The following is a 16,479-nucleotide window of genomic DNA, read 5'->3' on the forward strand; positions in this document are numbered from 1 at the left end:
GGTGAAAAGCTTGGGCAAATGCAAATACTGTGGAAAGCCTGCTGGTTTTTTAAGAACGAAGCACAAAGCGTGTGAAATGATTTACAAAGAAGGGTGGAAAAAGATGCTGGATCTTGCTGAGAAGTCTTTCACAACAGGAAACTTCCATTTTCTCAGAAATCAACTTCTTGAGATAGCCCAGAGTCATTTCAGAACAGAAAAAGATGTGGAAGATGTCCTCACGACGGTCTGGGAAAAAATGGTAGATCACTTTCTGGACGATGGCAACCTGGATGAAGTGGAGGAAGAAAAACTGGTTCGTTTCATAAAAGAAACGGGGCTTTCTGTGGACAAGCTGGTTGGAAAAGATTCGTACACGAAGTTCGTAAAGGGAAGACTTCTGAGAAGGGTGATGCACGGGGAGATAGAGTGTTTCAACGGAGATGTTCCAGTAATCCTTGGAAAGTCAGAGGTGCCTGTGTGGGTCTTCCAAAAAGTAGGAAACTACGAGATGAGGAAACGCAGAGAATACGTGGGAGGATATTCAGGTTTCAGTGTGAGGATCGCACTTGGTGTTTACTACAGGGTGGGAGGTTTCAAAGGAAATCCTGTTGAAAAAACAGAGTTAACCCACGTCGATGAAGGTGTTCTCGTCTTCACAAACAAAAATCTGTATTTCGTTGGACAAACAAGGAGCTACAAGATTCCTTACAAAAAGATCATCTCAATCATTCCGTACAAAGAAGGAATCATGGTGTATCAAGATGCAAAGACGAAAAAGCCTCAGTTTTTTGAACTGGACGATGTGTGGTTTTCCTACAACCTTTTGGTGAATCTGGTAACTCTGGAAAAGGATTAGTAAACCGTGTAGAAGATCAGTTCACCGGAATCGGTACAGAGAACGGCGAACTCTCTTTCTGAGATTTTGAAGATCTTCAGGGGGTATTTGCCTGTCTTCACTGTTTGTACCACTCTGTCGTTTTTTATCAGGTATATCTCCTCTGCCTCCACGGAGAGTGCCACCAGGTAGTTTCCTATCTCCTCGAGGTAAAGAACAGGGTGTGGCACGCTGATCTGTCTCACATTTCCGTCTCTGTCAACGACAGAAACAACGGGAGAAACCAGGCTGGCAACTGCCAGATCAGAACCATAGAAAGAAACACCATAGGCAAAATCTGGAAGGTTTCTTTTCCAGACAACGCTTCCATTGACCAGTTTCACAAGCCAGCCGTTTCTGTAATCAAGGACGTAATCACCGCTTGCTCCTTCTATGTAACGTAGAGGGCGGGTAAGTCCCAGATGAACAAAGTCCATGCTTCCACGGTGAAGGTAGATCACATCGGGTTCATCGTCATCTTTCCAGTAACAGAGGTAGGCAATCCCCTTTTTTGTAGGAACAAAGTAGGTGCTGGGAACTCCCGTGCGGTACCTTTCCACCACCCTGAAAGTCTTTCTGTCCACTCCCACAAGGATTCCCTGGGAAAAGAGAGAGATGTAGAAGATGCCGTTGTGGTAGAGAAAAGTGGTGGGATCTCCACCCAGAGTGATCTCTCGTCTTCTGTTTTCTGAGGAGATTTCTATGAATTTTCCTTCGAACATGTCGGTGACGTACCACTTTCCTTCAACGTACATTCCCCAGACTGGATAAGAAAAACCTGTGAATCTGGCTACGATACTTTTTGAGTTGGAATCTATGGATACGATCTCTCTTTTTAAAGAATCAACGAGGGTGATGACACCCTCGTTGATCGTTCCTCTCATGGGATTCATACTAAGAGCGATCCTCTTCGTTTCGAGGATTCCAGCACAGGCGATTGCGATCAGAGATACAAGTAGCGCTGCAACTCCCAGTTTGTAACGTAGGTGCTGTACTCTTTCCAATCCTTCTCGGCAGCCTCCACGAACTTTTCGAATATGTGTTCTCCCAACGCATCTATTATAACATCGTCCTTCTTGAGTTCATCGATCGCTTCCTTCAACGTTCCAGGTAGAGAGCCTATGTTCAGTTCTTCCCTTCTTTCTGGTGTCATGTGGTAGATGTTTTCCTCGACGGGTTTTGGTGGTTCTATCTTGTTGACGATACCGTCGAGTCCGGCAGCGAGGATGGCGGCGAATGCCAGGTAGATGTTACAGGACGGATCGGGAGATCTGTACTCCAGTCTTGTAGCCTTTCCCCTTGCCTTCGGTATCCTGATGAGAGCACTTCTGTTTCCAACGGACCATGTGATGTAAACGGGTGCTTCGTACCCCGGAACGAGCCTCTTGTAACTGTTCACCGTTGGGTTGGTAACGGCAGCGAGTGCCCTCGCGTGTTTCAGAATACCTCCAACGAAGTATCTGAGATCATCGGAGAGTTCAAGGGGTTTGTTCGGATCGTAGAAGGCGTTCTGGTCACCCTTGAAAAGGCTCATATGGACGTGCATACCAGATCCGTTCACACCGAAGAAGGGCTTGGGCATGAAGGTTGCATAGTAGCCGTGGAAGATGGCCATGGTCTTGATTACGAGTTTCACGGTCTGGGCGTTGTCGGCGGTTTTCAGGAAGGTATCGTATCTGAAATCAACTTCGTGCTGGGAGGGAGCGACTTCATGGTGCGTGGCTTCAACGATCACTCCCATCTTCTCAAGGGCGATGGCAACGTCTCTTCTTATCTCTTCGGCTTTGCTCAGAGGAAGAAGATCGAAGTAACCTCCGTGGTCGAGGAATTCAGGAATGGGTTCTCCCTTTTCGTTGGTGGGGAGGATGAAGAACTCCATCTCAGGACCTGCGTACGGTGTGTATCCGAGTTCTTTTGCTTTTTCCATCATCCTCTTGAGTCGATATCTTGGATCGCCTTCGAAAGGTTTGCCGTCTGGGGTATAGACATCACAGATGACTCTGGCGCTCTTTGCACCGTCGACCGTCCATGGAAGAACGGCGAAGGTATCGAGGACGGGTTTGAGGTACATATCGGATTCTTCGATTCTCACAAAGCCTTCGATGGAAGATCCGTCGAACATGATCCCTTCTTCCCAGGAATCGAGGAAAATTTCTGGGGTTATCTCCACGTTCTTTAAGATTCCGTTGATGTCGGTGAACTGGAGTCTGATGAAGCGGACGTTCTCCTTCTCGATGATCTTCTTGATTTCCTCGATCGTCATGGAAACACCTCCTCTTGAATGTGGATGATATCCATGGTATAATTATCATCCCTGACACGCAGGACCAAAGAGAGTGAAGATCAGAACTTGAAAAAGCAACATCCCATTCTGTCCCCGGGGACAGAGGTGTTTGTTATTTTGCATCTTTATGCCTAGAATATATCAGTGGTTTGTGAATTGGTGATTATTTAGAAGTTAAGAGGTGGTTTAAGATTCTCTTCAGGAAGAAGAATACGGCATAACCTATGGCGATTCCAAGAAAACTCCTGTAGATCGATACCAGAACGGGTGTTTTGATGTGACAGAAGGTGTTGAACATGGACACAAGGGCTATACTTCCAAAACTTTCCCTGAGAAAATCGTACTCTCTGAACCCTCCCAGCCAGAAGAAAGGGTAACAGATGATCTCCTTGAAACGAGGCCGGACCACAAGAGCACTTTCGATCCAGTCTCTGATCTTTCTTTCCAGTCCCAAAACCCATCCTGTGTTACCGGAACGCACGATGTAGTAAAAACCTACCGGAACGGCAAACAAGAGAAGAGGGAGGTATTTTTTCCAGTTCTTTCTGTTTTTCCACAGACCTTTGAGAAAGAGAAAACCAGGAAGAAGAACAAGAGAAAGTTTCACACCGCGAAACTCCAGTATTCCGTTGAGGTGGTAGAAATCACTGAGACCAAGAGATAAGGAAAGAGAAAGAAGGAAGATGTTCAACACCTTCAGCCACTTTCTTTCTGTAACAAAATAAGCCGTCAGCGTTCCCAGTGAAAAAAGAAGGGATGCGAACCATTCCTTTGAGAAAAAGAGGACAACAGCGACGATCAGAAAAAGTGGGTTGTAAGAGACGACCAGAAGAAGCGGTGGAATCAGAAAGATCCATCGTGGAAAAGAAGGTGCCGGTTCAGAGAGAGCAGGAAACGGTACCACGTTTCCTTTGAAGTACTCAGAAAGTCTTCTAACGAGTGAATCTTTCCAGGCGATGTCTCTTATCCAGAGTACCTCCACACTTCTTTCCAGAACTGCCCTTCTGTACCTGTGAAAAAGTGCATCTTCGTCCAGGTTGAGTTTTTCTACTTCTTCAGGTTTCACCGTGTGAATGCGAAAGAAAAACCCGTCACCCTTCAAGAGGGCAACTTTTCTTGCAAAGTCGTACGATGGATCAAACTCCACGATTCCAACCAACTTTCCCCTGAGTTTTTCTGCAAGGATCTCTGGTGTCCAGAAGGTGGGTTCTCCCTTCAAAATCACGATTTCTGCACTCTCTGGTATCTCTTTTTCACTGGAAAGATCAAAAAGAACCACTCGTCTTCCGTCGATCATGTCGTCGAAAAGAAAGGAAAATCGTATTCCCTCTTTGTCCGACGCTATTCTTTTGGGGAGAAAGATCGCAAGAAAAACGATGGAACTCAACAGGAACATGAGATAAAGTCTACTTTTCAATCTTGAAAATCTCTCCACTTATTCTCACCTCACAGTGGTCCTTCGTCCATCCAAAGACCACGTTTCCCTTTATCGAAAGACCCCCAAGTTCTATCTTTCTTTTCGGGCCGAAGTATATCAGAACAGGCCGTTCGGAGACCTTTACGATGTGCGGAAGGTCTGTCACAAAAAAAGCGCTGCTTGCGTTTCCAAAGTTGTCCACGGCTTCTAAGAACACAGTGTGGTGACCAGTGGGGATCTCTTTTACTTTTTTTCCGTCGCAGTAGACCCTCACGGTGAAAGAGGAAGCATCTTTTACCACCTCGGGTGAGACAATGACGGGTGGGGAGGTGTCCTTCACCTGAACCTTCAACCTCATGAAGTTGCCGTTTCTGTCGTGGCCGATGAGGTGGTAAGTGCCGGGAAACTTCGGAGTGAAAGTGTTGATCTTTCGACCGGTTACAGGATCGTACCAGTCAACGTAAGAAGGCAAAAAGAGAGTCTCACCGAATTCGAGAAAAGACTGAAACGTTTTTACTTCGTAAGAAGCAGAAGATGTGGTGAGTGAAAGCTTCGTGGTCTTACCCAGTGAATCTTTCACCTCGACGACCACTCTGGTGGACTCTGAAGTATGGAACGTCAGGCCACCAGGCTTTCCGTTCCAGAAAACGGTGAAGGAAGAATCGTCCGTCACCTTCAGGAAAACAACCGTTCCGACGAGAGGATGATCTATCTTCGAATACTTTACTTCTGGAGGTTTCGGCGTGACATCGATCGTACCTTCTGTTCTTCCGGGTACCTCGAATTCATCGAAGAAGAAGGAAAGATAATAAGATAGTTTTTCTCTGGTGATAGGCCCTTTCACAACGATTCTGTCCAGCGAAAAAACCTCAACGGGAAAGACATCATAAACAAACGTGCAATCGGTGCTGCTTAGAAGATCGTTGAATACATCCTCTGGTACACGGATGTCACCTGTATCGGTACCGATCGTCACTCCGTTGTCCAGAACAAGAACGGTGCTTTCAGGAAGATCCAGTGTGATACCCCGAACATCCGGTGGCATGTAGATCGTCTCGAAAGAGGCACTGAACGGTTCCATGTCCCTCACTGTTTCGAAAGGGAAGGCCTTCTTCGAAGAAGAAATAATCCCCGTGCGGTTGTATTCGTTGAAAAGAACTTCCATTGGGAACACAAGGAACTGAAGGAAAAGAAGTATCAGGAAAGAAACTCCTCTAACCATTCATCACTCCTCTCTTCCAGAAGCGTCAAAACGTTCAGAAGGTCTTCTGTGAGAGGTGCCTTGAAGTCTTTTTCCTCTTCAGCCCAGGGATCAAAAAATCTCATGCGATAGCTGTGAAGAAAATGCCTTTTCAGGGCGTACTTTCTTCTGAATTCTCTGTTGAACTGTCTGTCGCCGTAGGTGTCATCTCCCACGACGGGAAATCCTATCTGTGAGAGGTGTCTTCTTATCTGGTGCTTTCTTCCGGTGTGGATTTTCACTCTGAGGAGGGAAACGTTCTTCAGGGGTTTCACCGAAACGATCTCAGAGACCGCTTCCTGACCGTCCAGTGGAATAGTGATCTTCAGATTGTTTTCGGGTACTCCCTTTACGAGTGCGATGTACTCTTTTTCCATGTTTCTTCCCCTGAACATCTCTGTGAGAACCCTTGCGGCTTCTCTGTTTTTTGCCACAATCAGGAGGCCGGAAGTGTCTTTGTCCAGCCTGTGGACAAGAAAAGGTTCAAATCCCTGCTCCTGCCCATAATACAGCAGTCCTTCTATCAGTGTGGCTACGTGCACACCTTTTCCAGGATGTATGGCAATTCCCGCCGGTTTGTTCAGGACAAGGTAGTTGTCGTTTTCGTGAATTATATCGAGTTTCATGGGGACTGGAGTGAGATCTTTTTTATCGGATCTTTTGGGGAGGTTTTCCAGATTCACGTATTTGATCTCAACGGTGTCTCCTTCCTCCAGATCGAATCCAGGATCCCTCACCCGTTTTCCGTTGACGTACACCTTCCCTTTCCTTATGAGTTTGTAGATGGTGGAAAGGGGAAAATCTTTCAGCGTGTTTCTCAAAAACTTGTCCAGTCTTCTGTAGAAGTTTTCTCTCGTCACATCTATTCTCATGTTTCTCATTTCTCCTGAACGATCTCGTTTTTGTCGTTCAAAATTATCGTTTTGGACTTCACGGGTGTCTCGCTCAGAGTGAAGGCCATGATGATCACCCTGTCCCCCTCTTCGGCAAGCCTTGCCGCCGCTCCGTTCAGATTTATCTCCCGGCTTCCCCTCTTTCCTTTTATGACATACGTTACAAACCTTTCTGCGTTGTTGACGTTCACAACCAGTACCATCTCTCCTTCGCTGATACCGGCCCTTTCCATCAACTCTTCATCTATCTCTATACTTCCCTCGTAGAACAGCTTTTTTCCTGTTACCGTTGCCATGTGGATTTTCGACTTCAAATATATGTTCAACATCGTCTCACCCTCCCGAAAGATTTTACCATGCGGTTTTGTGTTATGATTTTGCATAGAACGCCGTTTAAAGGAGGAGAGAGGCATCTACGGGAGATTTGCCCGTGTGTTTCACGAAGGACCCTACACGATGTTTTCAAGGAGGATCGCTAAGAACTTCACCAGGATTCTTGAAAACTTCCACATTTCTGGAAAAAAGGTGCTGGATGTGGCATGTGGAGAGGGAACGTTCGCTGTGGAGATCGCAAAGCAGGGTTTCGAAGTGGTGGGAGTGGATCTGTCACCTGAGATGCTCAAATTCGCTGTGGAGAGGGCAGAGAGAGAAAACGTGCCCGTAGTTTTCCTGAAGATGGACATGAGGGACCTGAGCTTTCAGGAAGAATTCGACATAGTCACGTGCTGGTTCGACAGTTTGAACTATCTTCTTGATTATGATGATCTGAAGAGAACGTTCAAAGGGGTGTGGAACGCTCTGAAACCGGGTGGGCACTTTCTTTTCGACATGAACACCATATACGGTCTGTTCATGGCGAGTCAGGAAGGTCCTGTGTACATCCAGCAGGACAGTTCGAACGTTTTTGAAGTTCAGGATATAGAGTTCGATCTGGAAGATTCCATTGCCACTTTCTACGTGACGGTTTTTGAGAGAAAAGAGGGAAACCTTTGGGAAAGGTTCGATGAGATACACAGAGAAAGAGGCTATAAAATCAAAGAGATAGCAAGCGCTTTGAGAGAAGCAGATTTCATATTTTCTTTTTACGACGACCTTTTGAACAAAACTCCGGTATCCGATTACAGTCGAAGGCTCTGGTGTGTTGCAAGAAAGGAGATAGAAAGATGAGGTTTCGAGGTGGAAGAGGAATTCACGGATGGTGGCTGGCCAGCGTTCTCCTTTTGCTCATAGCAGAAGAACCCTCACATGGGTATGAACTCGCGGAGAAACTTTCGGATTTCGGAATAGAGGTACCCGGTATCGGCCACATGGGAAACATCTACCGCGTGCTGGCAAGTCTTGAAGAGGGCGGTCTTGTCCAGACCGAATGGGACACGTCGGTGAGCCCTCCCAGGAAGGTGTACAGGATCACACCGCGGGGAAAGATGTATTTGAGGGAAACCTTGAAAAACCTGGAGGAGATGAAAGAAAGAATAGAGATGCTCGAAAGGAGGATAAAGAAAGCGCTTCAAGAGTAGAGTTCTTTTTCGATTCTCTTCAACTCTCTTTTCACTTCATTCTCGTCTATGGTTGGGTATTTTCCATCGTAGTAGATCCACCTTCCTGCCACCATGGTGGCAAAGACGTTTCCGGAAAAGGCATGGACGAGATGACTCTTGATGTGCCTGGAGGGAAACATCTCTGGAAGTTCCAGATCGATCACCACAAGGTCTGCGTTCCATCCTTCTTCCAGTTTTCCACTCTTGAAACCCATCGCCCTCGCCCCATTGATCGTTACCATCTTCAGACACGTTTCAACATCCATCCTGCGTGGATCTTCCATTTTCTGAAGGAGACTGGCAACTCTCATCTCGAAGAAGAGGTTCAGAGAGTTGTTGCTCGCGGATCCATCCGTTCCGAGCGTGACTTTCACACCACGTTCTATCATCTTCCAGACAGAAGCGATGCCGTTTCCGAGTTTCAGATTGCTGGCAGGATTGTGCGAGACAAAGAAAGGCAGATCCTTCAGCGAACGAAAGTGTTCCTCTGGAAGGTAAACGCAGTGGGCAGCTATCGTTTTCACGTTCTTCATGCCCAGCTCCAGTAACTCTGAAAGATCGTAGTTTTCCTTCGACGTTTCGTAAAGATGGATGGTTATGGGGGCATCCAAGGATTTTGCAACATCGAAGATCCTTTTTAGGTACTCCTTTGAACACAGATACGGTGAATGTGGACCGAAACCGACCAGGATCCTTCCGTCGAATCCGTTCCACTCACGGTAGAGCTTTAAGTTTTCATCGAGACGCCCTCCGTCGTCTCCATGATCGTCGACAAGGCCACGTGTGAGAAGTGCTCTCATTCCGAAGTCTCTGACTGCCTTTGCAACCCATTCTTCGTGAAAGTACATGTCGACAAAGCCCGCTGTTCCATGCCTTGCCATCTCCATCTGTGCAAGAATCGTGCCGTAGTAGATCATCTTTTCTGTCAGTCTGTCCTCCAAAGGAAGGACCCTGGAAAACAACCAGTCTTCAAAACTGAGATCTTCTGCCACCCCTCTCAGAAGGGTCATTGGAGCGTGCGTGTGCGTGTTGAAAAGGGCGGGCATGATCATCTTTCCAGAAAGGTCCACGTCGACCTTTGTCTTTCCCTGAATCACCCGCTTTATGATCCCCGATTCTATTTCAACGGCGCCAAAGAACGGTTCAGAAGAAAAATCCTTCAGTATGAGGCAGTTTCCCAGGATCATTCTTTTCTCTCCTTCCACAGAGCAAGGAGAATCTCGAGGGAGTTGAGATCTCCTATTATTTCACCTTCTTCGTTCAGAACAGGCATTTCCTGTATGTTGTTGTCGATCATCATTTTCAGGGCTTCCTCCACCGGTGTGTCCGGATGAACGTACACAGGAGGTACCATTATCTCGGATGCGCTCTTTGCTACCAGTTTTTTCATGGAAGAGCGAACAAGTTCCTCTTTCGGAATGAATCCGAAGAAGTGAAACCCTGTTACCTTCAGAAGATGAAGAACCGGTATCATACCAACGAGTTTTCCATCCCTTACAACGTATACGGTTCTTGTGATGGGATCTTCCAGTATTTTATCGACAACTTCCTCTATGGGATCATCTTCTTCCACGATCGTTGGATTCAGAGAGATCAATCTGCACACGTCTTTCACTTTCATGGTATCACCTCAATATCTGAACAAAAGGTACACCCCAGAAACCAGAAGACTGATTAAGAGTACAGGAAAACCCACTTTGAAATAATCCCAGAACGTGATGTGTTTTCTGTCCGCAACCAATGAGGTTCCTATGATGTTCGCAGACGCTCCAACCAGGGTACCGTTTCCCCCCAGACACGCTCCTAAAGAAAGCGCCCACCAGAGAGGCCTCAGGTCAGAAAAATTCTCCGGCGACAGAATCGCAAGTTTCTTTATCACCGGAATCATCGTGGCCGTGAACGGAATGTTGTCGACGAATGCTGAACTGATGCCGGATATCCCCAGAACAGATATCAGTGCACGTTCCATCTTTCCGCCTGACATTCTGGAAACAAGAGCCGAGATCTTTTCCAGAACACCCGTTTCTTCCAGCCCGCCGACGACGAGAAAAAGACCTATGAAGAAGAAAATGACGCCCCATTCGATCTCTTTGAGAACTCCTTCTATTTCCTCCTTGTTCAGGAAAGCAAGAGAGAAGAATCCGGCGAACAGGGCCACCTCGAAACTCTCCAGCCCGAGCACCTTTTGGAGGGAAAAAAGAACGAGGACAAAAACTGTCAGCGTTATGGACAGATAGAAGAGTTTTTTGTTGACGATGGCCCTTCTTGGATCGAACCCTTTGACCACCTCTGTTGGCACTTTTTTGAAGATGACCCTTCTGTAGACGATCGAGAGAAACCCCATTACAACGAAGAATACCAGAACGGCTGCGGGGGCCACGTTGAGAACAAAATCCAGGAAGTGGAGTTTTGCCGCCGAAGCGATCATGATGTTCGGAGGATCTCCTATCATCGTGGCGGTTCCGCCTATGTTCGAGGAGATGATCTCAGATATTACAAAGGGCACCGGGTCGAGATCCACCGTATCACAGACCACGAGGGTAACCGGCACGAACACGAGGATCGTCGTCACGTTGTCCAGGAAGGATGAAAGAAGGGCCACAAGAAAGTTGATCGAAAGAAAGAAAAAGAACACGTTTCCTCTGGAAAATTTCACGGAGTACAATCCCAGAAAATGAAACAGACCACTTCTTTTTGTGACGGCAACGAAGATCATCATGCCTATCAAGAGAAATATGGTGTTGAAGTCCACGTACCTGACGAGTGCTTCGATGGGATCTTTGAACACAAGAAAGAGTGTGGCGCTTCCTCCCAGCATGGTGATAACCGCTCTGTGGTGTTTTTCCAAGACGATGAAGAGGTATACTATTATAAAGATCAGAAGGGAAACGAGAGCACTCTCGAACAAATTATCTCCTCCGGAGGTACAGAGATGAAAAAAACCCTTTTTTCGATCTTTGCTATTATACCTCTTCTCTCTTTCGCAATTGTAACTCTGAATTTAAGCCTGTTCAGTACGGATCAGGCCTCATCTGTTTTGATGGATGTGAAAAGCAAGATATTCGAACTTCTGCCGGAAGAGGCAACCGTTACCAATTCGGCGACGGCGACGTTTTCGATGACCTTTTTCCTCTCGTACGACGCAACGGACAATGTGTACATTGGAGAGTGGAGATACAAAGATGAAACGGTAAGATACGAGTACAACCCCGGAGGATACAAGTATTACAGGGACTTCGTGATGGAGTGTGCTTCTTTTCCGCTCGAGAAGGTCTCTTTCTATCTGTTCTCGAAGGGTGAGTTCCCGGAGGTGTTTCGTCTCACTTATCATCCTGCCCTCGACGAGTACAGTGATTTCTCCAGTGAGTATTTTGTTTTCTCCTCAGAAAGGCTTTCTGGAAACAGAAACCTGTTTTTGATCGACAGAAAAAATGGAAAACTTATCCCCCTGCCTGTGTACGGTAGCAGCGAGTACTTTCCGAGGATATCCCCGGACCAAAAGTATCTGCTCTTTCAGGGTTCACTCCATGGAAACTGGGGCATATATTACATGCCGATCTCAAAAGATTATTCCTCGAAGATAAAACTCATCTCACGGGGTAGATTTGCAGCGTACAATCCCAACTGGCTCGACGAAAACACGGTGGTGTACGTTCAGGAGGATGCCACCTCGAATCATCTCGTTGTGAAAGATCTCGTAACGATGAGGGAAAAGACGTACGATCTTCCGTTCGACTGGGTTTTCACACCCGTCAAGGGCAGAGATGGAATCGTTTTCGTTGGTTTGAAAGAGTCCGACTTTGGAATATACGAACTCCTTCCGGATGGAACGGTGACGGTTCTGGAAAACAGCCCTTACAACGAGTTCGATCCGGATGTGTTTGGAAATTACCTGATTTTCTCCTCGAACAGGGACGGTGTTTTCAGGATATACGCAAAGGATTTGGAAAGTGGGAAAGTCTGGTGCCTGACGGAAAAGATCCCTTACGATGCGTTCTATCCTGCGTTCTCTGAGGACGGAAAGTTGGTGGCTTTCTCTGTGTACGAAAAGGGCAGTGAACCGGACATCTGGATCGTGCGCTTCAGAGTTCCTCAGGAGTGATGTTCTTCACAACGTGAACCTTCTTTATGAATCCTCCTGCTGATTCAAGTAATTCCAGCTCTTTTTCAAGGGACTGCGATATCTCACCGTTGGTGAACACACCCACTTCGACAGCACCGTAGATGTAGGCAGCCGCCACGAGTTCTTTCACCACACTCTTTTCCACGGCAGAACTTCTCAACTTCACCTGAAAAACAACGGTTCTTCCGCGCTTTTTTGCGACGATGTCTGCACCAAAGTCTTTGCTTTTTCGAGTCACCCTCACCTTTTTGAAACCGTGTTCCCGAAGATATTCCCTTGCGAACTCTTCGAATCGATAGGGGCTCTTCAGACCGGTCTTCAGAAGAGATCTTAATCTTTCGTTTCTCTTTCTTCTTCTGAGAAAGAACCAGATGAAAGCAAGGCTAAAAGACAACAGAATCAAAACGACGTATATCATCACTTTTCACCCTCGTTCTGTGAATTCTGAAAGTTCTCTTCATCCTCTCAAAGGCCTCCTGGGATTCTTTTGTAATGGAAGAATAAACCACTCTTACATCGCGCACCCTGTTCACATACGCGGTGTAGAGGATCTCCTTCACAACATCGAAGTTCACATTTCCAACCGCAACGATCAATCTTCTAGCACCCTTTTTTATCAAAAACAGCTCGCAGCCGTTCACCGTCCTCTGAACGATCTGATATCTCTTCCTCTCGTAGTGTTTTCTCACGGCCTGGCAGACAAGATCCGGTGTTATCTCTCTTTTCCTCTCCGAGAGTGCAAGAAAAACGATGAAAAGAACGACAGCAACTGTGAGGACGATTCCCAGAACGCTCATTTTCATCACCCTTTCCTATGATATCAAACGTGGTATCATTGATGAGGAAAGGAAGGTGGAAGCGTGAAGGTGGAAGAAGCAAAATTCCTGGCAAAGAAAATCATGCTGGCAGGAGAGATTCCCCTTCTGGTAGGTCACTTCGGAGTTGGAAAGACAGATATCGCAAGAGACATCGCAGAGGAAACAGGCAGAAAACTGATCATACTGGTTCTCTCACAGATGGAACCAGGAGATCTGATAGGGCTTCCTGCACGGTCTGAGGAAAAAACGGTGTTTTTGAGACCAGACTGGTGGCCAGAGGACGGAAACACCCTCCTCTTTCTGGACGAGATAAACAGAGCGCATCGTTCTGTGAGGAATGCGATCATGCAGCTTCTCATAGACAGAAGGATCCACAACCATGTTCTTCCGGAGGGAACATGGATCATGGCGGCCATGAACCCACCGGAGGAAGAATACGACCAGGCAGATCTCATAACGGATCCCGCTTTCATATCGAGGTTTTTCATACTCGAGGTCAATCCGGATGTTTCGGAGTGGTTGGAATGGGCTGGAAAAAACGGTGTTTCAGAAGAAGTGAGGAGTTTCATCAAAAACTATCCGGAGTTTCTCTTTCCGGAGAAGAGCCTCTCCCTGAAAACATCTCTGAAACCTTCCCCAAGGAGCTGGTACAAACTTTCAAACGTTCTGAAGACCCTCACAGAAGAGGAAAAGGAAAAGTACGGATACGTGTTGGCCGCGGGAATCGTGGGTCCGGAGGCAGCGAAAGCCTTCTACGACTCCTTCTTCCAGAAAACACGGGTGCCCTCTGTGGAACGTGTCCTTTTGAAAGGTGAAATGGAAGATATGGACGATGTTCATGCGGCAAACACCCTCGTTTTGAGGGTTGTGGACTTTTTGAACAAAACAGATAGAACCACTCTCGAGAGGAATTTGAACGTCATTTCAGAGAATCTTTCAAAACTCGCTGAAAAAGTTCCAAAGGAATCTTTCTATGGTATTCTGAGGTTCATAGTCGATGAATCCCAGAAAGATGGTGAAAAATCCGATCTCTTCGATAAAATTCTGGAAAAGATGGTGGAAAAAGAAGAACTTCGAAAAATGGTGAGTGAAATATGAAACCTGAGGAACTGCTGGAGAAAGCTGTTTTGAATCTGGGAAAAAAATCCCCATTCTATTACTACGTTCTCCTCGGAATGAAGATCGTCCCGTCAAAGTCCATCAGGAACCTGAAGATCTCCTTTTCCACAACAGGAGACGTGATGTTGCTTTACAATCCTGAGGCTCTGGAGAAAAAGCATGTGAGAATGGTTGAGGCTCTCCTGTTGCATGAGGTCATGCACGTGATCTTCCAGCACTTTCGAATAAAACCAAAAGATGAAAGAGACAGAAAAATATGGGACCTTGCCATGGACGCTGCCATCAACCAGTACATTCCTGAACTTGCAGCATTCGGTGTTCCGCTCGACGTTCTAATCAAAGAGGGTCATGCCGTGGACAACGACACGCTGTTCGTTCTACCACCAGAGTGGATGATGTTCGAAAACGCAGAGACCTACCACAGATGGATTTTAGATGAGATGGAAAGACTCGGAAGATACGATGTAGAGGTGGTCTCAGAGTTTCGAGAAGGTGTGGACGATCATTCGGGATTGTTCGAAGAGGACGTTCCAGTTGAGATGATTCTGGAGCTCACGAAAGACAGAACCAAAAAGGCTTTCAACATCTTTGGAGATTCACTTCCCTCCGGGGTTAAAAGGGAAGTTCAGCTTTTGCTGGAAAATCCTGAACTCGACTGGAAGACCCTTATCCGGCGATTCTTCGGAATTTCCATAAAGACGGATCGATACACCACACCATTGAGACCGAACAGAAGGTACGATCATCTTCCAGGGTGGCGAAACGAATACCTTCCCAGGGTGGCTGTTGTGATCGACACAAGTGGAAGTATCGTGGAAAAGGAACTGAATCAGTTTGTATCGGAACTGGAGAGACTCGCAGGCATTTTGAAAGAAGAGATCTGGCTCGTTCAGGTGGACAGGAATGTGACCTCCGTTGTCAGGTACAGATCGGGAGACTGGCGGGATCTGGAGATCGTGGGCGGCGGAAGTACTGACCTTCAGCCGGCCGTTGATTACTCCGAGAAGGTGCTGAGGGCGGAAGGTACGATCGTTTTCACAGATGGCCACACGGATGTTCCATTTGCAAGAAGAAGGATTCTCTTTGTGCTCTCCAGATTCCACAACGAGGATTTTCAGAAAGAAGCCCGGAGGATGTACGGTAAGGATGCGGTGGTGATGCTATCGTGAAAAAGGAACTGGAGTCTCTCCTGAAAGAGATTTCTCCCGTGAACCCGCTGAAGGAATACGAGGAAAGACTCGACAACGTTCACCTTCATGTGTTTTTGCTGAGGGTGAAAAGGCACCGATTTCCGAGTCTTTTTCTCATGATGGACGTATCCGGCAGGAAACTTTTGAACCTCTCCGTTGAGGATCCGTTCGACAGAGAACCATGTATATACAGAGTGTCTGCGGACGTTCCCGACACCCTACTTTCGTTCTACAGGAAGCATTTCAAAGAAGTGGATTCGGTTTCTTCAGGGATCTTCCGTATGCCGTTGAGGGTAAAGGTTCTGCGATCGGTCGGCGATGAGACGTGGCTTCAGAAGATATTCCTTCAGGAGAAAGTCAGGGGTGAGGAATTTTTCCTGTTTCAGGAGAGAGTATCGGAGAAAGATCTGAAAAAGCTTTTCGATCTTCTGAACTCAGAACTCAAGTTGATCCTGAGAAACGAGGGAATAGATGTGTTCCTTGATCTGCCGGACTGGGTCGAGAAGGACCATGTGCCACTGCTTCACGAAATAGGAGTCCTTCTCAGGAAAAAGGAAAACATACAGCCAGCCCAGAACCCAGAAGAGAGAACATTTCTCAGTTTGAGGATCGGTTACGACAGGTTCTTCGAAGAGGAATTCGATCTGGTATCCTTTGTGGGAGATTTCTTGAAGAAATTGAAGAAAATATACAAGGTGACCATTTCGATGTTATAATAGACAATGTACGAAAACTTTCCAAGGAGGGGCGAAACATGAAGGTAAAGGTCGACGCAGATGCCTGCATCGGTTGTGGAGTTTGTGAAAACCTCTGTCCAGATGTCTTCCAGCTCGGTGACGATGGGAAGGCCAAGGTCCTCCAGCCCGAAACTGACCTTCCCTGTGCGAAAGACGCTGCTGATAGCTGTCCCACTGGCGCTATAAGCGTTGAAGAGTGAGGAAGAAGGGGTGGGTTTCCACCCCTTTAGAATTTTTTCAGATCTGTTTCTTTTTCTCCGTTGA

General features: G+C 46.8%; 19 protein-coding genes. 8 read left to right on the plus strand and 11 right to left on the minus strand.

Features of this window, described 5'->3' with window-relative positions:
* Position 1: 1 nt before the first annotated feature.
* Positions 2–838, plus strand: a complete 837-nt coding sequence (locus TRQ7_RS09350) for a hypothetical protein (protein ID WP_236681717.1) — start codon at positions 2–4, stop codon at positions 836–838.
* Here the strand turns inward: TRQ7_RS09350 and TRQ7_RS09355 are convergent.
* From TRQ7_RS09355 to panD, 6 genes are all read right to left on the minus strand, one after another.
* Complete coding sequence (locus TRQ7_RS09355; RefSeq protein ID WP_144399139.1) at positions 835–1,860, minus strand: hypothetical protein; 1,026 nt, start codon at positions 1,858–1,860, stop codon at positions 835–837. The genes TRQ7_RS09350 and TRQ7_RS09355 overlap by 4 nt on opposite strands.
* Positions 1,800–3,119 carry a type I glutamate--ammonia ligase gene (gene glnA, locus TRQ7_RS09360; RefSeq protein WP_041844516.1) on the minus strand — a complete coding sequence of 440 codons (1,320 nt, stop codon included), beginning with the start codon at positions 3,117–3,119 and terminating at the stop codon, positions 1,800–1,802. Before glnA ends, TRQ7_RS09355 begins: the two co-directional genes overlap by 61 nt.
* A 184-nt stretch (positions 3,120–3,303) precedes the next feature.
* Positions 3,304–4,557 carry a DUF5693 family protein gene (locus TRQ7_RS09365; RefSeq protein ID WP_236681718.1) on the minus strand — a complete coding sequence of 418 codons (1,254 nt, stop codon included), beginning with the start codon at positions 4,555–4,557 and terminating at the stop codon, positions 3,304–3,306.
* Entirely contained in the window at positions 4,547–5,779 is a 1,233-nt protein-coding gene (locus TRQ7_RS09370; RefSeq protein ID WP_041844517.1) for a hypothetical protein, read from the minus strand. Before TRQ7_RS09370 ends, TRQ7_RS09365 begins: the two co-directional genes overlap by 11 nt.
* Positions 5,755–6,669 (minus strand): RluA family pseudouridine synthase, encoded by a 915-nt coding sequence (locus tag TRQ7_RS09375; protein ID WP_012311380.1) that lies wholly within the window; start codon positions 6,667–6,669, stop codon positions 5,755–5,757. The genes TRQ7_RS09370 and TRQ7_RS09375 overlap by 25 nt, the downstream gene beginning before the upstream one ends.
* Before the next feature lie 5 nt (positions 6,670–6,674).
* Complete coding sequence (gene panD / locus TRQ7_RS09380; RefSeq protein WP_012311381.1) at positions 6,675–7,019, minus strand: aspartate 1-decarboxylase; 345 nt, start codon at positions 7,017–7,019, stop codon at positions 6,675–6,677.
* 103 nt (positions 7,020–7,122) lie between these two features.
* Between panD and TRQ7_RS09385 the strand changes: the two genes are divergently transcribed.
* Entirely contained in the window at positions 7,123–7,857 is a 735-nt protein-coding gene (locus TRQ7_RS09385; protein WP_012311382.1) for a methyltransferase domain-containing protein, read from the plus strand.
* Positions 7,854–8,207 carry a PadR family transcriptional regulator gene (locus tag TRQ7_RS09390; RefSeq protein ID WP_012311383.1) on the plus strand — a complete coding sequence of 118 codons (354 nt, stop codon included), beginning with the start codon at positions 7,854–7,856 and terminating at the stop codon, positions 8,205–8,207. The genes TRQ7_RS09385 and TRQ7_RS09390 overlap by 4 nt, the downstream gene beginning before the upstream one ends.
* Here the strand turns inward: TRQ7_RS09390 and TRQ7_RS09395 are convergent.
* Genes TRQ7_RS09395 through TRQ7_RS09405 form a run of 3 tightly spaced genes read right to left on the minus strand, consistent with a single transcriptional unit; the run spans position 8,198 to position 11,136 of the window.
* Positions 8,198–9,415, minus strand: a complete 1,218-nt coding sequence (locus tag TRQ7_RS09395; protein ID WP_012311384.1) for an amidohydrolase — start codon at positions 9,413–9,415, stop codon at positions 8,198–8,200. The genes TRQ7_RS09390 and TRQ7_RS09395 overlap by 10 nt on opposite strands.
* On the minus strand, positions 9,412–9,849 hold the full coding sequence (locus TRQ7_RS09400) for a CBS domain-containing protein (protein ID WP_015920055.1): 438 nt from the start codon (positions 9,847–9,849) through the stop codon (positions 9,412–9,414). The genes TRQ7_RS09395 and TRQ7_RS09400 overlap by 4 nt, the downstream gene beginning before the upstream one ends.
* A 9-nt stretch (positions 9,850–9,858) precedes the next feature.
* Complete coding sequence (locus tag TRQ7_RS09405; RefSeq protein ID WP_015920056.1) at positions 9,859–11,136, minus strand: ArsB/NhaD family transporter; 1,278 nt, start codon at positions 11,134–11,136, stop codon at positions 9,859–9,861.
* A 24-nt stretch (positions 11,137–11,160) separates the two neighbouring features.
* Here TRQ7_RS09405 and TRQ7_RS09410 point away from each other — a divergent pair, with 24 nt between their 5' ends.
* Complete coding sequence (locus TRQ7_RS09410; protein WP_041844518.1) at positions 11,161–12,330, plus strand: PD40 domain-containing protein; 1,170 nt, start codon at positions 11,161–11,163, stop codon at positions 12,328–12,330.
* Here TRQ7_RS09410 and TRQ7_RS09415 read toward each other — a convergent pair.
* Together TRQ7_RS09415 and TRQ7_RS09420 are read right to left on the minus strand one after the other, a co-directional pair.
* On the minus strand, positions 12,311–12,769 hold the full coding sequence (locus TRQ7_RS09415) for a restriction endonuclease (RefSeq protein ID WP_041844575.1): 459 nt from the start codon (positions 12,767–12,769) through the stop codon (positions 12,311–12,313). The genes TRQ7_RS09410 and TRQ7_RS09415 overlap by 20 nt on opposite strands.
* Positions 12,735–13,154: a hypothetical protein gene (locus TRQ7_RS09420; RefSeq protein ID WP_236681719.1), complete on the minus strand. Its 420-nt coding sequence runs from the start codon at positions 13,152–13,154 to the stop codon at positions 12,735–12,737. The genes TRQ7_RS09415 and TRQ7_RS09420 overlap by 35 nt, the downstream gene beginning before the upstream one ends.
* 57 nt (positions 13,155–13,211) lie before the next feature.
* On the opposite strand from TRQ7_RS09420, the gene TRQ7_RS09425 reads away from it, so the two are divergent.
* From TRQ7_RS09425 to TRQ7_RS09440, 4 genes are read left to right on the plus strand one after another with little or no spacing between them, the layout of a single operon-like run.
* Positions 13,212–14,267, plus strand: coding sequence for a MoxR family ATPase (locus tag TRQ7_RS09425; RefSeq protein WP_041844520.1), 1,056 nt, complete (start codon positions 13,212–13,214; stop codon positions 14,265–14,267).
* Positions 14,264–15,457, plus strand: a complete 1,194-nt coding sequence (locus tag TRQ7_RS09430) for a VWA-like domain-containing protein (RefSeq protein WP_041844521.1) — start codon at positions 14,264–14,266, stop codon at positions 15,455–15,457. The genes TRQ7_RS09425 and TRQ7_RS09430 overlap by 4 nt, the downstream gene beginning before the upstream one ends.
* On the plus strand, positions 15,454–16,194 hold the full coding sequence (locus TRQ7_RS09435; RefSeq protein ID WP_015920062.1) for a DUF4895 domain-containing protein: 741 nt from the start codon (positions 15,454–15,456) through the stop codon (positions 16,192–16,194). The genes TRQ7_RS09430 and TRQ7_RS09435 overlap by 4 nt, the downstream gene beginning before the upstream one ends.
* A 38-nt stretch (positions 16,195–16,232) precedes the next feature.
* Complete coding sequence (locus TRQ7_RS09440; RefSeq protein ID WP_038067923.1) at positions 16,233–16,415, plus strand: ferredoxin; 183 nt, start codon at positions 16,233–16,235, stop codon at positions 16,413–16,415.
* Positions 16,416–16,479 lie beyond the last annotated feature (64 nt).

Origin of the sequence: Thermotoga sp. RQ7, from assembly GCF_000832145.1 — a bacterium.
Classification (GTDB): Bacteria; Thermotogota; Thermotogae; order Thermotogales; family Thermotogaceae; genus Thermotoga; species Thermotoga neapolitana.

Coding starts and splice junctions, on each gene's coding strand:
- TRQ7_RS09410 (WP_041844518.1), top strand. CDS start 11,161: ATGAAAAAAACCCTTTTTTCGATCTTTGCTATTATACCTCTTCTCTCT.
- TRQ7_RS09370 (WP_041844517.1), bottom strand. CDS start 5,779: ATGGTTAGAGGAGTTTCTTTCCTGATACTTCTTTTCCTTCAGTTCCTT.
- TRQ7_RS09420 (WP_236681719.1), bottom strand. CDS start 13,154: ATGAAAATGAGCGTTCTGGGAATCGTCCTCACAGTTGCTGTCGTTCTT.
- TRQ7_RS09440 (WP_038067923.1), top strand. CDS start 16,233: ATGAAGGTAAAGGTCGACGCAGATGCCTGCATCGGTTGTGGAGTTTGT.
- TRQ7_RS09375 (WP_012311380.1), bottom strand. CDS start 6,669: ATGAGAATAGATGTGACGAGAGAAAACTTCTACAGAAGACTGGACAAG.
- glnA (WP_041844516.1), bottom strand. CDS start 3,119: ATGACGATCGAGGAAATCAAGAAGATCATCGAGAAGGAGAACGTCCGC.
- TRQ7_RS09415 (WP_041844575.1), bottom strand. CDS start 12,769: ATGATATACGTCGTTTTGATTCTGTTGTCTTTTAGCCTTGCTTTCATC.
- TRQ7_RS09390 (WP_012311383.1), top strand. CDS start 7,854: ATGAGGTTTCGAGGTGGAAGAGGAATTCACGGATGGTGGCTGGCCAGC.
- TRQ7_RS09395 (WP_012311384.1), bottom strand. CDS start 9,415: ATGATCCTGGGAAACTGCCTCATACTGAAGGATTTTTCTTCTGAACCG.
- TRQ7_RS09400 (WP_015920055.1), bottom strand. CDS start 9,849: ATGAAAGTGAAAGACGTGTGCAGATTGATCTCTCTGAATCCAACGATC.
- panD (WP_012311381.1), bottom strand. CDS start 7,019: ATGTTGAACATATATTTGAAGTCGAAAATCCACATGGCAACGGTAACA.
- TRQ7_RS09430 (WP_041844521.1), top strand. CDS start 14,264: ATGAAACCTGAGGAACTGCTGGAGAAAGCTGTTTTGAATCTGGGAAAA.